The organism is Nocardiopsis sp. CNZ308 (assembly GCF_004217075.1).
Map to the genome: position 1 here is coordinate 1,496,419 of NZ_SHKJ01000001.1, position 17,144 is coordinate 1,513,562.

14 protein-coding genes are annotated in these 17,144 nt (G+C 73.9%); 4 read left to right on the forward strand and 10 right to left on the reverse strand.

Annotated features, from left to right (window positions below; all coding sequences use genetic code 11):
• Nucleotides 1-33: 33 nt before the first annotated feature.
• Nucleotides 34-345, reverse strand: a complete 312-nt coding sequence (groES, locus tag EV372_RS06360) for a co-chaperone GroES (RefSeq protein ID WP_013155030.1) — start codon at nt 343-345, stop codon at nt 34-36.
• Nucleotides 346-608: 263 nt separating this feature from the next.
• Between groES and EV372_RS06365 the strand changes: the two genes are divergently transcribed.
• Both EV372_RS06365 and EV372_RS06370 read left to right on the forward strand, forming a co-directional pair.
• A complete protein-coding gene (locus EV372_RS06365) occupies nt 609-1,895 on the forward strand; it encodes a THUMP-like domain-containing protein (protein WP_130395237.1) in 1,287 nt (428 codons plus the stop codon).
• Between the two features lie 730 nt (nt 1,896-2,625).
• Complete coding sequence (locus EV372_RS06370) at nt 2,626-4,863, forward strand: apolipoprotein A-IV repeat region-like domain-containing protein (protein ID WP_130395238.1); 2,238 nt, start codon at nt 2,626-2,628, stop codon at nt 4,861-4,863.
• A gap of 246 nt (nt 4,864-5,109) precedes the next feature.
• Here EV372_RS06370 and EV372_RS06375 read toward each other — a convergent pair whose 3' ends face one another.
• The 3 genes from EV372_RS06375 to EV372_RS06385 form a co-directional block, all read right to left on the reverse strand.
• Complete coding sequence (locus EV372_RS06375) at nt 5,110-6,078, reverse strand: zinc-binding dehydrogenase (protein ID WP_130395239.1); 969 nt, start codon at nt 6,076-6,078, stop codon at nt 5,110-5,112.
• 74 nt (nt 6,079-6,152) lie between these two features.
• Complete coding sequence (locus EV372_RS06380) at nt 6,153-6,608, reverse strand: DUF6098 family protein (protein ID WP_130395240.1); 456 nt, start codon at nt 6,606-6,608, stop codon at nt 6,153-6,155.
• A gap of 459 nt (nt 6,609-7,067) precedes the next feature.
• Entirely contained in the window at nt 7,068-7,850 is a 783-nt protein-coding gene (locus tag EV372_RS06385) for an IclR family transcriptional regulator (protein ID WP_130395241.1), read from the reverse strand.
• A 600-nt stretch (nt 7,851-8,450) separates the two neighbouring features.
• On the opposite strand from EV372_RS06385, the gene EV372_RS06395 reads away from it, so the two are divergent.
• Entirely contained in the window at nt 8,451-9,884 is a 1,434-nt protein-coding gene (locus tag EV372_RS06395) for a GntT/GntP/DsdX family permease (RefSeq protein ID WP_130395242.1), read from the forward strand.
• A 60-nt stretch (nt 9,885-9,944) separates the two neighbouring features.
• Here EV372_RS06395 and tsaD read toward each other — a convergent pair whose 3' ends face one another.
• From tsaD to alr, 5 genes are all read right to left on the reverse strand, one after another.
• Nucleotides 9,945-10,979, reverse strand: coding sequence for a tRNA (adenosine(37)-N6)-threonylcarbamoyltransferase complex transferase subunit TsaD (gene tsaD / locus EV372_RS06400; RefSeq protein WP_130395243.1), 1,035 nt, complete (start codon nt 10,977-10,979; stop codon nt 9,945-9,947).
• Complete coding sequence (gene rimI / locus EV372_RS06405) at nt 10,972-11,448, reverse strand: ribosomal protein S18-alanine N-acetyltransferase (protein WP_130398791.1); 477 nt, start codon at nt 11,446-11,448, stop codon at nt 10,972-10,974. The genes tsaD and rimI overlap by 8 nt, the downstream gene beginning before the upstream one ends.
• Entirely contained in the window at nt 11,445-12,122 is a 678-nt protein-coding gene (tsaB, locus tag EV372_RS06410; protein ID WP_130395244.1) for a tRNA (adenosine(37)-N6)-threonylcarbamoyltransferase complex dimerization subunit type 1 TsaB, read from the reverse strand. Before tsaB ends, rimI begins: the two co-directional genes overlap by 4 nt.
• Before the next feature lie 10 nt (nt 12,123-12,132).
• Nucleotides 12,133-12,645, reverse strand: a complete 513-nt coding sequence (gene tsaE, locus EV372_RS06415; protein WP_130395245.1) for a tRNA (adenosine(37)-N6)-threonylcarbamoyltransferase complex ATPase subunit type 1 TsaE — start codon at nt 12,643-12,645, stop codon at nt 12,133-12,135.
• A 302-nt stretch (nt 12,646-12,947) separates the two neighbouring features.
• On the reverse strand, nt 12,948-14,078 hold the full coding sequence (alr, locus tag EV372_RS06420) for an alanine racemase (RefSeq protein ID WP_130395246.1): 1,131 nt from the start codon (nt 14,076-14,078) through the stop codon (nt 12,948-12,950).
• A gap of 219 nt (nt 14,079-14,297) precedes the next feature.
• Between alr and EV372_RS06425 the strand changes: the two genes are divergently transcribed.
• Nucleotides 14,298-15,017 (forward strand): DUF6069 family protein, encoded by a 720-nt coding sequence (locus tag EV372_RS06425; RefSeq protein ID WP_130395247.1) that lies wholly within the window; start codon nt 14,298-14,300, stop codon nt 15,015-15,017.
• A gap of 869 nt (nt 15,018-15,886) precedes the next feature.
• Here the strand turns inward: EV372_RS06425 and EV372_RS06430 are convergent.
• Complete coding sequence (locus EV372_RS06430; RefSeq protein ID WP_130395248.1) at nt 15,887-17,104, reverse strand: ROK family transcriptional regulator; 1,218 nt, start codon at nt 17,102-17,104, stop codon at nt 15,887-15,889.
• Between the last annotated feature and the right edge of the window lie 40 nt (nt 17,105-17,144).

Below are 17,144 nucleotides of genomic sequence, written 5' to 3' on the forward strand. Positions count from 1 at the left end.
CTCCGGGCCCGATGGAGCGGGCCCCGTGGAGACCTACTTCTCGACGACAGCGAGAAGGTCGCGGGCGGAGAGCACCAGGTACTCCTCGCCGTCGTACTTGACCTCGGTGCCGCCGTACTTGCTGTACAGGACGACGTCGCCGACCTTCACGTCCAGCGGGATGCGGTTCTCGCCCTCGTCGTCCCAGCGGCCCGGGCCCACGGCCAGGACCTCGCCCTCCTGGGGCTTCTCCTTGGCGGTGTCCGGGATGACCAGACCGGAAGCGGTGGTCTGCTCGGCCTCCAGCGTCCGGACCACGACGCGGTCCTCGAGCGGCTTCAGCACGGTCTTGGTGGCGGTCGACACGGTGTGACCTCCCCCTTCAAGGTTTCGGTGTACTGATCTCGGCCCGCACTGGTGCACGGACCGACTGCGAAAAAGGGGCGACCACGGCGGCCTGTCGTCGCGGGTGCCAGACCGGCCTCGTCGCGGTTAGCACTCTACCCCCGAGAGTGCCAGAATGGAAATGTGACCGTGACCCCCGGTCAGGGGACTTCCCCGGGGGCTCCCCTCCGGGGCGGGGCGCGGTCGCGTCCGCACACCGCTCCTTCGACGCCCGGGGGGAACCCATGCGCCTGCCCGCCTTCGAGGCCCTGCTCACCGACGCGGGCCGGGAGGTCCTGGCGGGGGTGGACCCGAAGGCCGCCGCCGGGGACCATCTCGCCGCGGCCTCACTGCTGCGCGGTGATCCGCGCGTGGCGGCCCTCGACCCCGGTCTACCCGTATCCGAGCTGGTAAACGCCGTCCTGACCCAGGTCTCCCTGCGCGAACGCGGGCGGGCCAAGTTCGGCGAACCCGCGCGGCGGATGTTCTTCACGCCCAACGGGCTGGAGCAGTCCACCCGGCGCGTGGTGGCCGACTACCGCGCGGAGCGCATGGCCGGTGCGTTCGGATCGGCCGGGGCGTCGGGGCGGGGCCTGGACGGCGCCACGGCGGGCGACCTGTGCTGCGGGGTCGGCGCGGACCTGCTGGCCCTGGCCGCGCGCGGCGTTCCGGTCGAGGGCGTGGACGCCGACCCCCTCACGGTCGCGGTGGCCCGCGCCAACATCGGGGCCATGGGCCTGTCCGGGTTGGCCCGGGTCCGCGAGGGCGACGCCTCCGCGACCGCGCCCGGCCGGTACCCGCTGCTGTTCTGCGACCCCGCCCGGCGGGGCGGGCGCGGCCGGGTGTTCGACCCCGCGGCCTACTCCCCGCCGTGGGACACGGCCGTGGACCTGGCCGCGGGGGCGGAGGCGGCCTGCCTCAAGGCCGCGCCGGGCATCCCGCACGAGGCGCTGCCCGGGGACGCGGCGGCCGAGTGGATCTCGGTGGACGGGGAGCTGAAGGAGACCGCCCTGTGGTTCGGCGCGCTGGCCGACGGGCCTCGGCGCCGGGCGACGGTGCTGCACGAGCGCGAGGGGCTGCTCGCCCGCGAGGGCGCGGTGGCGCACCTGGACGCCGACCCCGGTCTGGGCCCGGCTCCGGTCGCGGCGGCCCGGCGCTACCTCTACGACCCGGACCCGGCCGTGGTGCGCTCGCACCTGGTGGCGGAGGCGGCGGCCCGGGTGGACGGCGCCCTGCTGGACGAGCGGATCGCGTACTTCACGGCGGACCGCGCGGTGCTCTCGCCGCTGTGGCGGGTGCTGGAGGTGGTGGAGGTGCTGCCGTTCTCGCTGAAGCGGCTGCGCTCGGCGGTGCGCGGCCTCGGGGCGGGGACGGTGACCGTCAAGAAGCGGGGCTCGGCGGTGGACACCGAGAAGCTGCGCCGGGACCTGCGCGCGTCCGGTCCGGAGTCGGTGACGGTCGTGCTCACGCGGATCGGTGAGCGGCCCTTCTGCCTGCTGTGCCGCGAGGTGGGCGACCCGCGGCGGGGTTAGCGGACCGGCCGGTGCGGACCGACGGGTTCCGCCGCAGGTGCGTGTAGGGGACCGCCTCCGCCGGTGCGGACCGACGGGTTCCGCCACCGGCGCGCGTAGGGGACCGCCTCCACCGGTGCTCCTGCCACCGGCGTCACCGTCGGCGCCGATGGTGACGCCGGTGGGGGACCGTTCGCGAGGAGCGCGTGCCGGTGTCCACAGGCCCGACGGGGGGGCTGGCGGGCGGTGGAGGCGTCGGCCTAGGCTGGATTCGGGGGCGCCACGCGTCGCCGTCGGGTGAGTGCGCCGCCCCCGTGTTCGAGTGTCCCTCTCCCCGCGGCCGGGCCGCGAGGACACGTTCCCACCTGTGGACAACCGTGGACGAGGTGGCTGGAGTGCACTCTGGGGCCGCGGATCACGACATCGGGCCAGATCGTTACCTTCCCCACCCAGATCTTTGGCGGTCCCCTGGGGGAGCAGGGGCACGTGTCGTTAAACTGGCGGCGCGAATTCTTTCCCTTCTCATGGATTCACCCGGAAGGTCGTGATCGTTGACCCGCCCCCGCGGTTCAGCAGGAGAACAGGCCTTGCCTCGCGTGTATACGCTCAGTCACACTCCAGTCACGATGAGGCCGTACTGGTGCAAAAACACCGCCCACCCGGGGACCATCGAGAACCCGAGCCGTCCGGAACCCACCGTCCACTCCTCCCGGACGGGTACGGGAGCGCCAGAAAAATAAGGAGCACCTCGGTGGAACAGACCAATCACAACTTCCTCAACGGAGGAGGTCAGGCGGGGATCTCCGACCGCATGCGTGACCTGCTCTCCCAGGCCGCCCAGGAGCACGTCTCCGAGCAGAAGTCGCAGGGCGCCGTCAGCGAGGAGATGCGCCAGCGCCTGGAGGGCATGGAGTGGCTGCTCCGCGAGCTGCGCGAGCGCGAGCTCACCGCCCTCACCGAGTCGGTCGCCACGGTCAACGGCCGCGTCGACGAGTTCCTCGCCCGGCCGCCGGAGTGGGCGGAGACCCTCGCCGAGCACATCGAGGTCGTCGCCCAGCAGGTCAAGCCCCTCTCGGACCTGCCCTCCCTGCGCGCGGACACCCACCGCATCGCCGGTCACCTGGACACCGCGCTCACCCGCCTCCAGCGGATGGCGGAGACGGGCAACCGCACCTCCGAGCAGGTCAACGAGCTGGGCGAACGCCTGACCGGGCTGGACGAGAGCCTCGACACCCGCCTGAACGGACTCGGCGAGACCCTCGGCGCCCGCCTGGACGGGCTGAGCGAGACCTTCGGCGCCCGCCTGGACGCGCTCGACACCGCGCTGGCCTCCCTGACCACCAGGACCGAGGCCGTGCAGGCGTCGCTGTCCGCGCTCTCGGAGTCGGCGGAGAGCCGCCACGAGGCCCTCACCGCCGCGGTCGGTGAGAGCCGCACCGAACTGGCCGAGGCGCTCGCCGGCGGGCGGACCGAGATCTCCGAGGCCCTGGCCGAGGGCCGCACCGAGCTGGCCGAGGCCGTGGCCGCGAGCCGCGAGAGCCTGGCCGCCGCCGTCAACGAGAGCCGCGAGAGCCTCACCGCCGTCGTGAGCGAGAGCCGTGAGGCCCTGGCCGCGGCCGACGCCCGGCTGGGCGAGACCGTCGAGGCCAAGGCTGAAGAGGCCGCGACCAGGGCGGAGCAGGCCAACGGCGAGCTGCGCGCGCTCGTGGAGGAGCGCACCGAGCGCCTGCGCACCTCGATGGAGGAGCGCACCGCCGAGCAGCACGAGACGCTGCTGTCGCGCCTTCAGGAGAACACCGGCGAGCTGGGCGAGCGCACCGCAGCCCTGACCGAGGAGCTGGGCGCCCTGTCCACCTCCTCCGCCGAGCGCCACGAGTCCCTCGCCGCCAAGCTGGCCGAGAGCGTCGGCTACCTCAGCACCCAGGCCGAGGAGAACAACGCCGAGACGACCGCCGCGGTCGCCGACGTCACCGGCGCGCTCGCCAAGCTCCGCGAGGACCACGAGTCGTCGCTCACCGAGCTGCGCACCCACCTGCGCCAGCGCCTGGCCGAGCTCAACGAGCAGATGGAGCTGGGCCGCACCGAGACCCGGGAGCAGACCGAGGCCGCCTCCGAGCGCCTGCGCGAGGCGGTGACCGAGCGCACCGACGCCCTGGGCGCCCGGATCGCCGAGGACGCCGAGCGCGTCACCTCCGACTTCGCCGAGCTGCGGACGTTCGTCCAGGAGAGCGGCGACCGGCTCGCCACCGAGTCCGAGGAGCGTTCGCGGACGCTGACCGAGTCGCTCACCGAGCGGGTGGAGGCGCACCGGACGGCGCTGGACGAGCGTCTGGAGCGCCAGCGCGAGGCACTGACCGGCAAGGTCGACACCCACCTGGCGCAGATCACCGGCAAGGTGGACCACGAACTGGGCCGCCTCACCGACCGCTTCGACACCTTCGAGGGGCACTTCGAGGGAAGCTTCGAGGGGGTCGAGGGCAAGCTCGACCGCATCGACGGCCGCATGGACGGCGTCAATGGCCGCCTGGACGGCCTGGACGGCCGGGTCAACGGTGTCGAGGGCCAGTTCGAGGGCGTCAGCGGGCACTTCGAGGGCGTGGACGGCCGTATGGAGGCCCTCGACGACCGGCTGGAGGCGCTCAACCAGCGGCTCAACCAGCTGCCGCAGACCATGGAGGTCAGCGAGCTGCACCGCCGCCTGACCGAGCTGGTGGAACGGCCGCAGCTGGACCACACCGGCAAGCTGGACGAGATCGACGAGCACGTCACCTCGGCCGTGGCGCCGGTGCTGCGCGAGCTGAAGCAGCGCCCGGACCGGCACGAGCTGGAGGAGACCGTCACCGAGGCGGTCGAGAACTCGCACGACGACATCACCAAGCGGTTCGCCTCCCTGGAGGAGACGGTGCTCGCCCTGGCCGAGGCGCTGCTGCGCCCGGGCCGGGACGGCAAGAAGAAGCGCCGCCGCGACGAGGACGAGGACGACGAGTAGCCGGTAGCGCGGGGTCCGCGTAGGCGGTCCGCCCGGTGGTCGTCCGGCGACCGCCGGGCGGACGCGGACCGGCGGACGGCGGGGGGCCGGGGCACCTCGGGTGCCCCGGCCCCCCGTGCGTGCGGAGGCCGCGCCGGTACGCCGGGGCCCCGCGCCCGGAGCGGGCTCCGAGCACCGGCTACGGCTACGGGCACAGGGTCACCGCAGGTCAGAGGCCGCGCGCCGCGGCCTCCCCGCCGGGCCCGCTCAGACCGTGAAGACGATCTTGCCGAACTGCTCCCCCTCGGCCATCGCCCGGAAGCCCTCCTCGGCCCGCGACAGGGGCAGCACCCGGTCGATCTCGGGCCGGATGCCGGTACGCACGCACATCCGGGTCAGGGCGGCCAGCTCCTCACGGGTGCCCATGGTGGAGCCCAGGACCCGCAGCTGGAGGAAGAACACCCGGTTGAGTTCGGCCGGAGGCGCGTCGCCGCTGGTCGCGCCGCAGGTGATGACGGCGCCGCCCGGCTTCAGGGAGCGCAGCGAGTGCGCCCACGTGGCCTGGCCGACCGAGTCGAAGACGGCGTCGACCCTCTCCGGCAGGCGCTCGCCGGTGGGCAGCGCCGCGTGCGCGCCCAGGGAGAGGGCCCTGGTCCGCTTCTCCTCGCTGCGGCTGGTGGCGTAGACCCGGTGGCCCACCTGCGAGGCCAGCCGGATGAGCGCCGCGGCCACGCCTCCCCCTGCGCCCTGGACGAGCACCGTGGAGCCCGGCCGCAGGTCGGCCTTGCCGAAGAGCATGCTGTAGGCGGTGAGCCACGCGGTGGGCAGGCAGGCGGCCTCCTCGAAGGACAGCTCCTCCGGCTTGGGCACCAGGTTGGCGCGGGGCACCAGGACCCTCTCGGCGAAGGTGCCGTTGTGGACCTCCGAGAGCAGCGACCGGCGGGGGTCGCGCGTCTCGTCCCCTCCCCCGGCGGCAGGGTCGCCGACGACGCCGTGCACGATGACCTCGTTGCCGTCCTCGTCCACCCCGGCCGCGTCGCAGCCGAGGATCATGGGCAGGCGCTCCGCGCTGAGCCCGACGCCGCGCAGGCTCCACAGGTCGTGGTGGTTGAGGGACGCGGCCCTGACATCGACGGTCGTCCACCCCTCGCGGGGCTCGGGGTCGGGGCGTTCGCCCGCCTCCAGGGCGGAGACGGGGTCGTCGGGCGCGAAGCGTGCTGCGGTGATAGCGAACATACCCCGAAGCCAACCACGGAGACCGAATCCGGTTCCACCCCCGGGGCCGAAACGCGCGGGGAGCGGACCGGCCGCTACGGGTCGGTCGGTTTCCTGCCCGCCTCGAAGCGCTCCCGGTACCTGCGCTGCGCCTCCTCCATCACGGCCTCGGAGAGGTAGGCGACCGGCCGCACCCCGTCCAGGAGCGGTTCGTGGTCGGGGCCGTGGGCGACGGTGTCGCCCTGGAGGACCCACCCCACCCGGTCCGGGTCGTCCTCGACCAGGGAGGCGTACTTGCGTACCTGGCGGGAGAGCCAGTCCTCCAGGGGCCGGGTCCACCAGGACTCGGGGGTGAGGACGGTGACCGAGAGCCCGGGGAGTTCGAGTTCGCTCTCGTAGTCCTTGCTCACGACGTGGCGGTCCCGCTCGGGGCCCTCCGAGTAGCGCAGGTAGAGGCGGTCGCGGCCGCGGACGAGGCCGGCCAGCTCGGACAGGCTGGTGACGGTGGGCAGGACTGCCGGTGAGCCGTGGTGCTGAGGAGTCGCGTCCATACGGCCCGACTACCCCGCCCGCCGGGGAGGAAGCCCGGCTCCGCGTCAACACGGAGACAAGGCCGCCGTCCCTGGGCTCGGTGTGACCCAGACACAACCGCACAGCAGCGGACGGGGCACGGCCCCGCGCGTGGACGCGGCGAGCGTCGAGGCGGTCGCGGGCGCGCCCGAGTACGACTCCACCCCACGCCTGAGCTGCGCGGCCTGGACCGACCCGGCCTTTCGCGCGGGACGCCGGCGCGAAAGCCCGCAGCGTGCTCGCCGTCCTGGCCGCGCGCGGGTTCGCCGTCTCCGACGAGGTCCGTCAGCGCGTCGAGTCCCGTGACGGCCCGGAGACCCCGGAGGCATGGGTTCCCAGGGCCGTCACCGGCCCCGAGGACCTGTTCGACTGGGGCGGAGCGCCGCGTGCGGGGGTGGGAGGCCGGAGCTTCCCACTCCCGTTCCTCCCACCCCCACGCCTCACCCCAGGGCCGGGGGCCAGCAGCGCTCCAGGATCGCCCGCGCCTCCATCAAAGCCTCCAGCACGGCCGCGCCCACCTCCTCGGTGTACCGGGGCGTCGGGACCGAGCAGCTCAGCGCGTCCACAGCCGGATCGTCGTAGCGCAGGGACACCGCCACGCACCGCAGGCCCACGACGTTCTCCCCGTCGTCCGTGGAGTAGCCACGTTCGCGGATGAGCGCGAGGTCCTCCAGGAGCGCGTCCACGTCGGTGATCGTCTCGTCGGTGAGCGCCTCCAGCGTGGCGGGCAGCAGGTCGCGCACCTGTTCGTCCTCGCGCTCGGCCAGCAGGGCCTTGCCCAGGGCGGTGCTGTGCGCGGGCAGCCGTCGGCCCACCCGGCTGAAGGGGCGCAGGTAGTGCCGTGACTCCTGGGTGGCCAGGTAGACGACGTCGCCGCCGTCCAGCCGGGCGAGGTGGACGGTCTCCCCCAGCTTCTCGGCGAGGGAGTCCAGGTGGCCGCGCGCCTGGGCCACGCGGGCGTCGGAGTCGATGTAGCCGGTCCCGGTGAAGAGCGCGCGGATGCCCAGCGCGTAGAGGGCTCCGGTGGGGTCGGACCGCACCCAGCCCCGGTTCACGAGGGTCTGCACCAGCGCGTACAGGCTGCTGCGGGGGATGCCCATCTCCTCCGAGAGGGTGCGCAGGGTGACCGGGTCCCGGTAGCGCGCCAGGATCTCCAGGAGTTCGACGGTGCGCGCCGCCGACTTGACCTCTCGGACACCGCCGTGACCTTCCGCGGCCGACACTCGACCGCCTCCTTCCTGCTGCGTGCGGGCCGGGTCGGCCCCCCGGCCGCGGACGGCCCGCCGGGGGCGAGCGAGGACGTCCGCCTCGGGGTCCTCAGTGTAGAACGCCGTTCGCCCGGACACCGTCCCGCGCGCCCCGGAACCCGTGGCGAAACCCTTCCGCCACAGGGGTTTCCGTCGCTCGTGCCCCCGTCCTCCCCCGCGCCCGCTCCCGCGGCGCCACCCGCCGTGCCGCCAGGAGCGTTGCCCGTTTCATCACCCTTTGTGCTCTGCGTCCCAGGTTGACGTGATGTGCCCCCCAAAATAACCTTCGGCTACAGACGAAGATGGCATCTACGTATGGAGACGATATGAGCGATGTCGGCCCGGTCCGCGCTCCGCTGTCCGCGCCCGAGCCCGCCCACCTGGAGGAGGCCGAGCGGCTCCTCGCCGCCGGGCTCGACCCCGCCGCCCGCCTGCCGCGCCGGTAGCTCCCCCCGGGTTCCCCGGAGCGTCAGCCAGCTCCAGGAAACACCTCCGCCACCGGTTCCCCCTCCGGTGCCGCGGCCCCGGGCGCTCCGCCGCGGCGGAGCGCCCGCCCCCTTCGAGACAAGGCCTCCCATGCTCTCCACCATCCACCCCTCCGGCCCCGGGGTGTTCCTCTCCGCGAGCGAAGCCCCCGCAGCGGCCTGGTCCCTCCCGCCGTGGGCCCTCATCCTCACCGTCGCCCTCGGCGTGGGCCTGCTGCTCGTGCTGGTCCTGCGGGCCAGACTGCACGCCTTCGTCGCGCTGCTCCTGGTGAGCGCGGCGGTCGCGTTCGCCGCGGGCCTGCCCCTCAGCGGCATTCCGGGCCTGCTCGAAGCCGGGATGGGCGACACCCTCGGCGGCATCGCCATCATCGTCGCCCTCGGCGCGATGCTGGGCCGCATGATGCAGGAGACGGGCGCCGCCCAGCTCCTGTCACAGCGCCTGCTCGCCCTCTTCGGCGAGGGCCGCGCCCCGCTCGCCATGGGACTGACCGCGCTGCTCCTGGGCATCCCCGTCTTCTTCGACGTGGGCTTCATCATCATGGTCCCGCTGCTGTACGCGGTCGCCGCCCGGACCGGCCGGTCACTGATCAGCGTCGCGCTGCCCGCCGCGGGCGGCCTGGCCATCATGCACGCGGTCCTGCCGCCCCACCCCGGCCCCGTGGCCGCGGCCGAACTGCTCGGCGGACACCTGGGCTGGATCGCCTTCATGGGCCTGGTCTGCGGTCTGCCCGCCTGGTACCTGGGCGCCTACGTGTTCGGCAAGCGGCTGGGCGACCGCACCTTCGTCCCCGTCCCCGCCTCGTTCCAGGGGGAGGGCGACGAGCTGTGCGAGGTCCCCGAGAACGCTCCCCCGCTGTCGCTGACCCTGGCCGTGGTCGTCCTGCCGGTGACCCTCATCCTGCTCAACACCTTCTCCCCGCTGGTGGTCCCCGAGGGTCCGGTGCTGGAGGCCCTGCTCTTCGTCGGCAACCCCGTCACCGCGCTGACGATCGCCACCCTGCTGTCCTTCTGGCTGCTGGGCCTGCGCGGGGGCATGACGCGCGAGCGGGTGGAGAAGGCCGCCTCCGCGTCCCTGGGCCCGACCGCCCTGGTCCTGCTCGTGACCGGCGCGGGCGGGGTCTTCGGCGAGGTCCTGGAGGCGACGGGCGCGGGCGAGGCCGTGGCGGGGATCCTGTCCGCCACGGCCCTGCCCGCCGTCGTGCTGGCGTTCGTCATCGCCACGATCATGCGCGTGGCCCTGGGGTCCAAGACGGTCGCGATCGTCACCACCGCCCCGATCGTGGCCCCGCTCATCGCGGAGGCCGGGATGTCGCAGCCCGAGATCGCGCTCGTGGTCATCGCGATCGCGGCGGGCGGGACGGTGCTCTCGCACGTCAACGACTCCGGCTTCTGGCTGATGAACCGCTACCTGGACATCGACATCAGGACCACCCTCAAGAGCTGGACCGTGATGGAGACCCTCATGGGCTCCATCGCGTTCCTGATCGCCGCCGCCATCAGCGCGGGCCTGGCGCTGGCCGGGTGAGGGACGACAGCGCGACGCCCCGGCACGGAACCGGTTCCGTGCCGGGGCGTCGTACGTCGGCTACACCGCCAGCGGGGAGCTCACCGGCAGGGAGGTGTCCGTGGCCAGGTCCAGGGCGGACGCGGGCAGGCCCGCCGCCACGACCTCGGCGCCCAGGGCGGCGATCATCGCGCCGTTGTCGGTGCACAGGCGCGGGCGCGGGACGCGCAGTTCGACGCCGGCCTCCCGGCAGCGCTCCTCGGCCAGCGCGCGCAGCGCCGAGTTCGCCGCCACGCCCCCGCTGATGACCAGCGTGCTCACGCCGTGCTCCACGCAGGCGTCCACGGCCTTGCGGGTGAGCACGTCCACCACCGACTCCTGGAAGGCCGCGGCGATGTCGGCGACCACCAGGGGCTCGCCCCGGCGGTCGGTGTCCTCCACGTGGCGGGCCACGGCGGTCTTCAGGCCCGAGAACGAGAAGTCGTAGGTGCCGTCGCCCCACTTGCCGCGCGGGAAGCGGATCGCCTTGGGGTCGCCCCGCTGCGCCGCCTTGTCGATGGGCGGGCCGCCCGGGTAGGGCAGGTCGAGCAGGCGCGCCACCTTGTCGTAGGCCTCACCGGCGGCGTCGTCCACGGTGTCGCCGAGCGAGACCACCTCGGTGGCCAGGTCGTTGACCAGCAGCAGCGAGGTGTGGCCGCCCGACACCAGCAGGGCGATCGAGGGCTTGGGCAGCGGGCCGTGCTCCAGCTGGTCCACGGCCACGTGGCCCACGAGGTGGTTCACTCCGTAGAGCGGCTTGCCCAGGGCCATCGCGTACGCCTTGGCCGCGGACACGCCCACGAGCAGGGCGCCCGCCAGGCCCGGACCGGCGGTGACGGCGATGGCGTCCACGTCCGACAGCTTGGCCCCGGCCTGCTCCAGCGCCCGGTGCACGGTCGGGGTCATCGCCTCCAGGTGCGCGCGGCTGGCCACCTCGGGCACCACGCCGCCGAACCGGACGTGCTGGTCCACGCTGGAGGCCACGGCGTCGCCGAGCAGCTCGCAGCCGCGCACCAGGGCCACGCCGGTCTCGTCGCAGGACGTCTCGATCCCCATGACCAGCGGCAGGTCACTCATGGTTCCCCTCCTCGGCGACGCGCCGCATGACGAGCGCGTCCGCCCCGTTGTAGTAGCCGCGCCGCACACCGATCTGCACGAAGCCGAACCGGCCGTAGAGCCTCTGGGCGCGCGGGTTGTCCGAACGCACCTCCAGGAACACGTGGGTGACGCCGCGCCGCCCGGCCTCGGTGAGGAGTTCGGTGAGCAGCGCGCTGCCCACGCCCCGGCCCCAGACCTGCTCGGACACGGCCATGGTCTGCACGTCACCCTCGGGCGGGACGGCGCGCAGCCCCGCGTAGCCGACGACGGCGTCCCCGGACACCGCGACCAGGTAGTGGCGCGTGGGCTCGGCCAGCTCGTCCCTGAGCATGCCCTCGCTCCAGGCGTCGAGGGGGAACAGGGCGTGTTCGAGGTCCATGACGGCCGCGACGTCGTCGGAGGTCATCGCGCGCAGGCTCACGCCGGTCAGGCCCGGCGTCGGCGTCACTTCACCCACTGGCGCACCTTCTTCGGGGCACCGGGCTCCACCGCGTCCGGACGGCGCAGGTAGAGCGGGTTGGGCGCGGGAAGCTCCTCGCCCCGGCCCAGGCGCAGCAGGGCCAGCTCCGCCATGGCGGCGGCGTCCGGGTGCAGCGGGTCGGGCGCGGCGGAACCGGCGCCGAACACGTCGGCGTACATGCGGGCGCCGTCGCCGACCAGCGCGAGCCCACCGGTGTCCACCTCGGCGGGGCGGTCGACGCGCACCTCGCCCACGCGGGTGAGGCGGTCGTCGTAGCGGGCCCAGAACACCTCCTTGCGGCGGGCGTCGGTCATCGCGACGAAGGGCTCGGTCCGCCCGGTGGCGAAGGCCAGCGCGTCCAGGGTGGTGACGCCGTGGCAGGGGACGCCGAGGGCGTCGGCCAGGGCGTGCGCGGTGGCCAGTCCGACCCGCAGGCCGGTGTAGGGCCCGGGGCCGATGCCGACGGCGACGTGGTCGAGGTCGGCCAGGACGATCCCGGCCTCCTCGGTGAGCCGGGCGATCGTGGGGCCGAGCAGTTCGCCGTGGCGGCGGGCGTCCACGGAGCTGGCGCTGGCGCGCAGCGTGAAGGAGCCGTCGGCGCCGGTCTCGCCGACGGCGGCGGTGACCGCCGGGGTGGCGGTGTCGAAGGCCAGGAGGAGCACGGGTGACCGCCTATCGGGGCCCGGCGGCGGTGCCGGGCAGGTCGGCGCCGGTCCACCGGGCGCCGACGGCGCGCAGGTGGACGGAGCGGGTGTCGTCGGGGTGGCGTTCGATGCGGATCTCCAACCGGTCGTCGGAGAGCCCCTCGGCCACGTCCTCGCCCCACTCCACCACGGTGACGGAGTCGGGGAGGGTCATGTCCAGGTCGATGTCGTCGATCTCGTCGGGCCCGCCGAGCCGGTAGGCGTCCACGTGGACGAGGTCGGGGCCTCCGCTCAGGGAGGGGTGGATCCGGGAGATGACGAAGGTCGGCGAGGTGACCGGTCCGCGCACGCCCAGACCCTCGCCCAGGCCCTGGGTGAGGGTGGTCTTCCCCGCGCCGAGCGGCCCGGACAGGATCAGCACGTCACCGGGTCGGGCGAGGGCGGCGAGGTCGCGGCCGAGGGTGCGCATGGCGTCGTCGGTGGCCGCGGTGACCTCGCGGACGGTGGCCGCACCTGGAGTGGTTGCTGTCGCGTCTGTCATCAGATTCGCTGCTCGTGGTCTGGGTGGATGGTGGAACGCGGCGCGCCGGGTCGGGGCGTGCGCGGGCGGGGCCGCCGGAGCGCGCCCCCTTCCACCCAGGTTAGGCCGGATGGAGGAGGTCTGTGACCGGATCGCGATGACCGGTCAGACTCCCGCCGCTGCGCGGGCCGCCGTGCCGTCGCGGTGTGCCGCGCGGTCCGGCGGGACCCGCGGGACCGCGCCGCGCCGGGCTCCGTGCCGCTCGGACGAGCGCCGTGCCGGAGGGGGCACGCTCCCGGAGGGGACGGTCGCGCCGGAGGGGCTCAGGCGCCCCCGCCGACGTACTCGCGCGGGACCCGGGGCCCCACCCGGGTGACGATCTCGTACGGGATGGTGTCCAGGATCTCGGCCCAGTCCTCGGCGGTCGGGGTGTCCGGGTGGTCCTCGGGGTCACCGAAGAGCACCGCGTACTCACCGGCCTCCACCGCGTCGTCGCCGACGTCCACGACGAACTGGTCCATGCAGACCGTTCCCGCGATGGCCCGGCGGCGCCCGCCCAGGAGGACGGGCCCCCGGTTGGTGGCGGCGCGGGGGACCCCGTCGGCGTAGCCCAGCGGCACCAGGGCCAGGGTGGTCTCCCGGTCGGTCACGTAGCGGTGGCCGTAGGAGACGCCGCTGCCCTCGGGGACGCGCTTGGTGAGGGCGAGCCGGGAGCGCAGCGTCATCGCGGGCCGCAGCCCGGTCCCCGTGAGGCCGGGGATCGGGCTCAGACCGTAGCTGGCGATCCCGCCGCGGACGAGGTCGAAGCGGGCCTCGGGGAGGGTGAGCAGCGCGGCCGAGTTGGCGATGTGCCGGACCTCGGGGGTCAGTCCGACCTTGTCCGCGGTCTCCAGGGCCTCGTGGAAGCGGGAGAGCTGGCGTGCGACGGAGGGGTGGCCCGGCTCGTCGGCACAGGCGAAGTGGGACCACACGCCGGTGACGCGCAGGTGCCCCCGGTCCTCGGCGCGGGCGGCGGCCTCGGCCAGGGCGCCCCAGTCGGCGGGGCCCGCGCCGCCGCGGTTGAGGCCGGTGTCGGCCTTGAGCTGTACCCGGGCGGTGCGGCCGACGCGGCGGGCCTCGGCGATCACGGTGTCCAGGACCGCGCGGTCGCTCACCCCGAGGTCGACGTCGGCCTCGACGGCCTCCGCGACCGGCTCGCCGGGCGGGATGATCCAGGCCAGGACGGGCAGGGTCAGTCCGGCGCGGCGCAGTTCGAGGGCCTCGCCGATGAAGGCCGTGCCCAGCCAGGTCGCGCCGCCCGCGATCAGGGCGCGGGCCGCCGGGAGCATGCCGTGCCCGTAGCCGTCGGCCTTGACCACACCCATGAGCGGGGTGCCCCCCGCGGACTCGCGGAGCACCCGCGCGTTGTGGGAGATCGCGTCGAGGTCGACGCGAGCGTGCGCGAAGTGAGACATGTACTCCAGTGTTCCACGTGCGCGGGACCGGAGCGGAGCGACGCCGGAACACGCCCGGCGAGGGGCCGGACACGCCCGGGAGGGCGTGACCGTTTTCCCCGGTGTCCCGGGGCGTCCCGCGTGACCAGGCACGACGCGGGTTTTCTCGGTCACTCGTAGTACATGGGCGGATGCGGGGTAGGGGATCGGCCCAGAGGCACAGTATCTGGGGGTACTGGCATGACCGAGATAGGTAGCGAACGACCCGTCAACACCACGAGGCTGTGGTACGGAGGGATGGCCACCGCCGTGGTGGCGGCGCTGGTGATCTTCGCGGGGGCACTGGTCTTCCGAGGAGTGTTCGGGGTACCGGTGCTCGCACCGGAGGACGCGGGGGCGCTGGGCGACGCGAGCACGGTGGTCTACGCGCTGATGGCCGCCGTGGCGGCGCTGCTGGCCACGGGGCTGATGCACGTGCTGCTGCTCAGCGCCCCGCGGGCGATGAAGTTCTTCGGGTGGATCCTGGGACTGGTCACGGCGATCGCCGCCGTCGCCCCGTTCAGCGAGCCCGTGGACACGTCGAGCCAGGTCAGCACGTCCGTGATCAACCTGGTCACGGGTATCGCGATCATCACCCTGCTGCGGAGCGTGGGGCGCGCCTCCACCCTGAGCGGCAGGGCACCGGGAGACGCCCGGACGGCGTACACGACGCACGAGGCGACCGTGAGGCCCGTCGGGGACCCCGGGCCGGAGCCCAGGGACGAGACGCAGGCCGTGGATCCCAGGGAGCCCGTGCAGGGTGAGGAGCCCGTCCTGCGGCACGAGGGCATCCTGCCCGACGTGAAGCAGGGCGAGTACCGCAAGAACCAGGTCCGCGCCCAGCAGATGGACGCGGAGGCGGAGGAGACCAGGCGGGACCAGCACGGCCGTCAGGCGCCGGGAGACCAGCACGCCGGATGACCGGTGCGCCGGGCGGCCGACGCGCCGTTCGACCAGCCCGCCGGACGGTCCCGACGAGCGGCCGGACCGGGTGACCCGTGACCCCGGGAACCAGAGCGGCGCCCCCTGACCCGAGGCGCACGAGGGGGCGGAGCCGAACGGCTCCGCCCCCTTCCGCATGCCCGGGGCCCGGGTGAGGGGCGGGCCCGGGGCAGGGACCGGGCGCGACGAAGCACCACCAAGCGGGTCACATGCCCACAGCCACCCTGAAAACGCCACCCGGCCCGCATAACTCCTCAACCCCCCTTTTGCGACAAAAAAGCAAAACAATTCCCATCAGGGCGGGGAGAGAGCGAGTCGGGGAAATCATCAGCGAAACCGGTGGCGAGCGTTTCGAGGCGCGTGCGCACGGGAAAAAACAAAGCACAGGAAAGGCGAGGAAAAAGAAAAGGGAACCACCGAACCCGCCCTCCGGAGGCTCCGCGCCCGCCCGCGCGCCTCGAAGCCCCGAACCCCGCCCCTCCTGCCGTTTCTCAGCCCTCCCCCACTCCCCCAAGGACCCGGAGGAGGGTGCCGACCAGCGGGTCGGCGCCCGTGCGCGGAGCCGCCCCGCGCCAGCCCTCCTCCGGGTCCGCGAAGCGGAGATCCGGCCGCGTCCCCACCCTCCAGGACCGGCCGGATCTCCTTTTCCGCAAAGGGCCGATAACGCACGCGAGGGGTTCGGGAGTTTCCGCCCGGAAACCGGTGTCCCGACCGCGGCGCGTCCGGTCCGACGGGTGTTCGGACACACCGGACGCGCGTTCTCGCTTTCCGGGGGCCTGCTCCCTCAGCGGCACCCGCGCCGCGTCCGCGGTCCCGGTGCGGTGCCGCCCCGGGGCAGCGCCCCGGGCTCAGCCGTTGATCAGCGCGTCGGCGTGCTCGGGACTCAGGCAGTGCTCGATCACCATGACCGCCGCGCCGATCACGCCCGCGCTCTCGCCCGCCACGGACGAGACGATGCTCAGGTGCTCGGTGGCCAGCGGCAGCGACCGCTGGTAGATGATCTCGCGCACCCCGGCGAGCAGGTGGTCCCCGGCCAGGGCGAGCGCGCCGCCGATGACGATGACCGACGGGTTGAACATGTTCACCGACGCGGCGAGCACCTCGCCGATGTCGCGGCCCGCCTGGCGCAGCGCGCGCAGGGCGGGCACCGACCCGTTGCGGGACAGTTCGACCACGGCGCGGGCGCCGCTGGCGGGCACGCCCTCGGCGGTGAGCGCGGCGGCCAGCGCGGCGCCGCTGGCCACGGCCTCCAGGCAGCCGGTGTTGCCGCAGCGGCAGGGCCGCTCGTCGCCGCTGGGGACGTGGATGTGCCCCATGTCCCCGGCCGCGCCCTGCGCTCCCCGGTAGACGCTGCCCTCGCTGACGATGCCGCAGCCGATGCCCGTGGCGACCTTGACGAACATCAGGTGGCTGGCCTCGGGCCAGGCCGTGTGGTGCTCCCCGATCGCCATGATGTTGACGTCGTTGTCCACCAGGACCGGCACGTCGAGCCGGTCGTGGACGTAGCCGGGCACGTCGAAGTTGTCCCACCCCGGCATGATCGGCGGGTTCACCGCGCGCCCGGTGGTGTGCTGGACCGGGCCGGGCAGGCCGATGCCCAGGCCGAGCAGTTCGTCCACCCGCCGGTCCGCGCCCTCCAGCAGGCCCCGGCCCCGCTCCACGACCCAGTCCAGGACGCGCTCGGGGCCCAGGGCGATGTCCAGGTCGGCGCGCTCCTCGGCGAGCACGGTCCCCGACATGTCGGTGAGGGCCAGGCGGGCGTGGGTGGCGCCCAGGTCGGCGGCCAGGACCACGCGGGCGTCCGGCTGGAACGAGAAGGTCGTGGGCGGCCTGCCCCCGGTGGACACGGCCTCTCCCGCGGGCCCGATGAGCCCGCTGGCGAGCAGGGCGTCCACGCGCTGGGTGACGGTCGAACGGGCCAGACCGGTGACCGAGGCCAGCTCCGAGCGGGTGCGCGGTCGGCCGTCGCGCAGGAGTCGGAGCAGGGTGCCCGCACCGGGTGCGGCGGTCGGAGCGACGGCCGGGCCGGGTCGTCCCTCCGTGTGGGTCAGCGCGTCTTCCGTCATGCGAACAGTGAAGCACAGGATCTATTGACTGTCCGTCATC

Excerpts from the sequence above, each read along its gene's own strand:
- EV372_RS06380 (WP_130395240.1), bottom strand. The coding sequence starts at position 6,608 with ATGGACGCGACTCCTCAGCACCACGGCTCACCGGCAGTCCTGCCCACC.
- alr (WP_130395246.1), bottom strand. The coding sequence starts at position 14,078 with ATGTCTCACTTCGCGCACGCTCGCGTCGACCTCGACGCGATCTCCCAC.
- EV372_RS06395 (WP_130395242.1), top strand. The coding sequence starts at position 8,451 with ATGCTCTCCACCATCCACCCCTCCGGCCCCGGGGTGTTCCTCTCCGCG.
- EV372_RS06430 (WP_130395248.1), bottom strand. The coding sequence starts at position 17,104 with ATGACGGAAGACGCGCTGACCCACACGGAGGGACGACCCGGCCCGGCC.
- tsaE (WP_130395245.1), bottom strand. The coding sequence starts at position 12,645 with ATGACAGACGCGACAGCAACCACTCCAGGTGCGGCCACCGTCCGCGAG.
- EV372_RS06425 (WP_130395247.1), top strand. The coding sequence starts at position 14,298 with ATGACCGAGATAGGTAGCGAACGACCCGTCAACACCACGAGGCTGTGG.
- tsaD (WP_130395243.1), bottom strand. The coding sequence starts at position 10,979 with ATGAGTGACCTGCCGCTGGTCATGGGGATCGAGACGTCCTGCGACGAG.
- EV372_RS06365 (WP_130395237.1), top strand. The coding sequence starts at position 609 with ATGCGCCTGCCCGCCTTCGAGGCCCTGCTCACCGACGCGGGCCGGGAG.
- EV372_RS06375 (WP_130395239.1), bottom strand. The coding sequence starts at position 6,078 with ATGTTCGCTATCACCGCAGCACGCTTCGCGCCCGACGACCCCGTCTCC.